This is a genomic window from Paenibacillus sp. 01L418, from assembly GCF_056400045.1.
In genome coordinates this window covers 1-4,464 of sequence record NZ_JBFTSN010000478.1, presented here as the reverse complement: position 1 = coordinate 4,464, position 4,464 = coordinate 1, and the positions used below count along the sequence as shown (strand labels likewise).

The window sequence follows — 4,464 nt, the reverse complement described above, 5'->3', positions numbered from 1 at the left end:
GTATCTGGCATATTGGCTAAAGACATTGAGCTTCCAAACGCTGATGAATTTGAAGCGATTCCTGGGTATGGCATTCGGGCAATTGTGGATGGCAAAGAGATTTTAGCCGGAACTCGGAAGCTGATGGGGAAATATAATATTCAAGCAGAGCAYGCTTTTGAACAAATGTCCAACCTAGAGCAAGCAGGAAAAACAACGATGTTGTTCGCGATTGATGGCCAATATGCAGGCATGGTAGCTGTTGCTGACACCATTAAGGTGACTTCGAAAGAAGCCGTTTCTCGTTTGAAGCAAATGGGGATTCAAGTCGTTATGATTACTGGTGACAATGAACGTACTGCCCAAGCTATCGCACGGCAAGTTGGCATTGATCATGTGCTGGCAGAAGTACTTCCAGAAGGCAAAGCTGAAGAAGTGAAAAAATTACAAGCACAAGGCAAAAAAGTAGCGATGGTTGGTGATGGGATAAATGATGCACCGGCCTTAGCAATGGCGGACATTGGAATGGCTATTGGTACAGGAACAGATGTTGCAATGGAGGCAGCTGACATTACATTAATGCGCGGTGATCTCAATAGYATCCCTGATGCCATCTTTATGAGCCGTAAAACGATGGGCAATATTAGACAAAATCTATTTTGGGCGCTGGCTTACAACTCGTTGGGTATTCCTATTGCAGCAATCGGATTGTTAGCCCCATGGGTCGCTGGCGCTGCTATGGCACTTAGCTCCGTATCCGTTGTGTTAAATGCACTTCGTTTGCAGCGGATGAAAGTATAACTAGCTATAAATTGAAATTAATCAATTGATTTTCATTATAAAATTGGTTCTTAAAAAAGGTCGCCATCGGCAACCTTTTTTTTGTATCTATGTTCTTACTCTAATGATGGGAATGATTCAATCGGATTCGTGAAATCATATGGGCAGAAGGAGAGGGCATAGTGGATAAGAAAGCGATCGTTTCAGCGATAACAAAATCAAAAGGCAGGAAAAGCCTTTACCATTTTACACGAGTAAGGAACTTGCCTGCGATCGTACATCATAATGCACTTTGGTCGAGCAAACATCTTTATCCATTCCATATCGGCGAGCGGCGATCAGAGGTCAAAGAAGTTAAATATTTCGAACATACGGTTGTCATTAATGCGCATCTAAGGATTGTTGAGAGTATGATGGATGCGAATTGTACACATGAACAATTTCGGGCTTATCTTGATCAACATGTGTTCTTTTGGCCCACATTAAAGGATTGTCGCAAAATGTTGGATACATACAAACGAAGAGAACCGGATGAAGCATTTGTTATTTTACAGTTCGAAGCATTTCCATTATTGATGGATCATTATTCGGCCGTTAAATTGTCCAAATACGATTCGGGGAGTTCACCAAGGTTTCCAAAGAGCTGCAAGTATAAGAAAAGTTTAGAGATGTTTCTTTCTTTAGATGATTTCCAGAAAAAACGGAATAACACGGTTCCTGTGAAAGCTTCTGAAATACATGAGCTGCTGTTCAAAGGCCAAGTTATTACTCTTAATCAATATGTACAGGTCATTTATGCTGATCATGATAATGGATTACCTGAGAACTGGAGAAAACTTGTGAAGCCGTTGGAAAGTTTCTCTTAGAGTTTATGATACTTCAATTACATATGAGGTCATTTCTTTGATTTTTGCTTGTTTGGAGGCGCTACTAAACACATACATAGTACAAAAAGCATAACTTTTGTCGTTCTCAAGTTTTATGACTCCATTCATTGCTGCCGTGTTTCCGTGTGTGACGATATTTGTAATTTGTAATTCGATGGTCTTGCTTATGTTCATTTGAGTGAGTGCTTCGAGAAATTCATTTTTTCCGTGTATAGCGGGAAATGAACCGACAATGTTCCATTGCACATCATCTGTAATTTGATCCGCAATAAAAGGCATATCCTTTTGAGCAAAAGCAATATTAAATGATTTAAGAATCGATTTTCTAGGCGCGTTTCCGCAATCTACTGGACACAGTATTTTTAATTCCTGATTTTGAGGAGCCATATGAGACATTATTTTATTCCTTTCTTATTCCATACTGTGATGATTGCAGATTGTAAGCTTTTATGCTAAATCTAACAATACAAATTATTTTTCTAGAGCGGGGGCTGCATATGTTGATCGTAAGTTTTCTTATAATCGCTTGGATATTAAGTTGGTTTAAGTTTAATCATTTATTCGTAAAGGCATTTAAAGAGCTATTTAATAAGGAAATTACTACAGCAAGTTATTATTTCATATTTTTTGCTATTGGTGCTATTGGCGATTTGATTTTATTTGTTAATGGAACCTATAATTCCGTTGTGATGTCATCTTGAAAAAAGCTGATCAGCTATAATATAGCACATTATGAAGAATTGATTTACAAACCAGATAGGATAAAATTAACCATTTACATTATTTGGACATTCACAATAATTATTATTGACCGACGGTCAGTCGATGAAATGGAGGCATAAGTCTGATTTGAATGCCAAGGAGCTTAATAAAAAGGTTGGCGATTCGCTGGTTTTTTTGAATAATTGGAAAGAAATAAACGTGACGGTTAGCGGTATTTATCAGGATATAACAAATGGAGGCCGAACAGCAAAAGCAAGGTTTCCTTATGATCCTAAGATGGTGTTGTGGTATGTCGTAGCACTGGATGTGAAACCTGATATTTCGGTCGGCGAGAAGATGGATCAGTACACGAATACATTTTATCCTGCTAAAGTGACTCATCTGGAAACTTATTTATCCCAGACTTTAGGAAATACGATCAAGCAGCTAAAGATAGTCATCCTATTGGCTGTTACGATTTCTATATCGATTTTGATACTAATAACCTCTTTGTTTATGAAAATGCTGTTTGCCAAGGATTCTATTCAAATTGCTATTATGAAAAGCATTGGTTTTACGATAAGAGATATTCGAATTCAGTATTTGGTAAGAATATTGCTGATCGCTGGTTTTGGAATTATCGTTGGAGTTAAAGCAGCTAGCGTAATCGGACAAAATTTAGTGTAATTACTAGGGTCTATGATGGGGGCATCAAAAATTCAGCTTGAAAGCAATCCTCTGTCTACTTATCTACTTCTGCCGATCGTATTAATGATGATTATCGCCATGACCACATTAGTGAGTACTCTTTTCATGAATAAGTTTAGCATTTCTGAACAGATAGCCAAATGAGAGGGGATGATCAGTTGTTCATTTTGGAAGCGAAGGGATTAAGTAAAGATTATTTGAAAGGACATGGAACTCAGCAATCGGTTTTAAAAGACATTCATTTGCAAATTCGGTAGGGTGAATTCGAAGCCATTATAGTGCCATCCGGCTCTGGAAAATCTAAATTTCTCTATACCATCAGCGGCATGGACAAAATGACTGGAGGAAGTGTTGCCTTTAATGGGCAGGAAATCACTGGTCTTTCTGAAAATGAGTTAGCAAGTTTGCGTCTAAATCAAACGGGATTTATTTTTCAGCAGATGCATCTTATGAAAAACTTGAGTATCCAGGATAACATCATCCTGTCTGCTTATCGGGCAAAAAAAAGCAGTCGAAGCACGATCAATAAGAGAGCAGCTGAGCTAATGAAGAGAACAGGAATAGGAGAGTTAGCTGATCGTGATATTACGCAGGTTTCAGATGGCCAGCTACAAAGAGCAGCTATTTGCAGGGCTCTTATTAATCAGCCTGATATTCTTTTTGGCGACGTAACAATTGGCGCTCTGAACTCCAAAGCTGCGGGTGAAAATCACTCCTAAGGACACTAACGCTCAGTTGGTGTTTTTTTGTTTTGTATTATTCCTTTTCGTTAGCTTGATCAAATGATGATCTAGCCAATTCAACAAGAGAATAATTTGTTCTTGTCCACTGCTTCAAGGCACTCAGTGGCTCGAGCAAAGACTCGCCCAACTTGGTGAGCGAATACTCAACGATTGGTGGAACAGACGGAGTCATATCTCGCTGAACCAAGCCGTCACGTTCCAATTGCCGCAAGGTTTGTGTTAGCATTTTTTTGGAAATTCCATCAATCCGTCTGCTAATATCTCCGTATCGAATAATACCGTCTTCCAATGCATAAATGACCAATGCTGACCATTTGTTTGCAATGATTTCAAGTACTTTACTGTAAGAGCATTCAGATATCGAAATGTCGGGTTGAACGGTTTTAAGTGAGGATGATGTTTTCATTTAAGGCCCTCCTTATGCACTTTTTGGTTCATTGGAAACCTTAAAGTGCCTTCTTACTTTATTTTAGTTTGTATATTATTGTATGTCTATATTATCCATAAAGGAGAGAATATTATGAAAGTATACGAAATTAACGGTGAATTTGGAATTGATCGATTGAAGGCRTCTGACCGTCCAATACCAGTGCCCCGTTCAAATGAAGTTCTTATCAAAATGCACGCGGTTTCTTTAAACGCTAGAGATTTGGGCGTTATCGATG

At 38.5% G+C, this 4,464-nt stretch carries 5 protein-coding genes and 1 pseudogene; 4 read left to right on the top strand and 2 right to left on the bottom strand.

Annotated elements, in window-relative coordinates:
• A partial coding sequence (locus AC1DSE_RS30800) for an HAD-IC family P-type ATPase (RefSeq protein WP_477528738.1) occupies positions 1-780 on the top strand: 780 nt, incomplete at its 5' end.
• Positions 781-941: 161 nt separating this feature from the next.
• Positions 942-1,625: a DUF7002 family protein gene (locus AC1DSE_RS30795; RefSeq protein WP_477511898.1), complete on the top strand. Its 684-nt coding sequence runs from the start codon at positions 942-944 to the stop codon at positions 1,623-1,625.
• Positions 1,626-1,628: 3 nt separating this feature from the next.
• Here the strand turns inward: AC1DSE_RS30795 and AC1DSE_RS30790 are convergent, their stop codons facing one another.
• Complete coding sequence (locus AC1DSE_RS30790) at positions 1,629-2,042, bottom strand: nuclear transport factor 2 family protein (protein ID WP_477511897.1); 414 nt, start codon at positions 2,040-2,042, stop codon at positions 1,629-1,631.
• A 429-nt stretch (positions 2,043-2,471) separates the two neighbouring features.
• Between AC1DSE_RS30790 and AC1DSE_RS30785 the strand changes: the two genes are divergently transcribed.
• Both AC1DSE_RS30785 and AC1DSE_RS30780 read left to right on the top strand, forming a co-directional pair.
• Positions 2,472-3,035: an ABC transporter permease family protein gene (locus tag AC1DSE_RS30785; protein ID WP_477511896.1), complete on the top strand. Its 564-nt coding sequence runs from the start codon at positions 2,472-2,474 to the stop codon at positions 3,033-3,035.
• A 290-nt stretch (positions 3,036-3,325) separates the two neighbouring features.
• Positions 3,326-3,775 (top strand): annotated as a pseudogene (locus AC1DSE_RS30780) (ATP-binding cassette domain-containing protein); the annotation flags it as partial.
• Between the two features lie 37 nt (positions 3,776-3,812).
• Here AC1DSE_RS30780 and AC1DSE_RS30775 read toward each other — a convergent pair.
• Positions 3,813-4,205, bottom strand: coding sequence for a winged helix-turn-helix transcriptional regulator (locus AC1DSE_RS30775; protein ID WP_477511895.1), 393 nt, complete (start codon positions 4,203-4,205; stop codon positions 3,813-3,815).
• Between the last annotated feature and the right edge of the window lie 259 nt (positions 4,206-4,464).

Excerpts from the sequence above, each read along its gene's own strand:
- AC1DSE_RS30790 (WP_477511897.1), bottom strand. The coding sequence starts at position 2,042 with ATGTCTCATATGGCTCCTCAAAATCAGGAATTAAAAATACTGTGTCCA.
- AC1DSE_RS30785 (WP_477511896.1), top strand. The coding sequence starts at position 2,472 with ATGAAATGGAGGCATAAGTCTGATTTGAATGCCAAGGAGCTTAATAAA.
- AC1DSE_RS30775 (WP_477511895.1), bottom strand. The coding sequence starts at position 4,205 with ATGAAAACATCATCCTCACTTAAAACCGTTCAACCCGACATTTCGATA.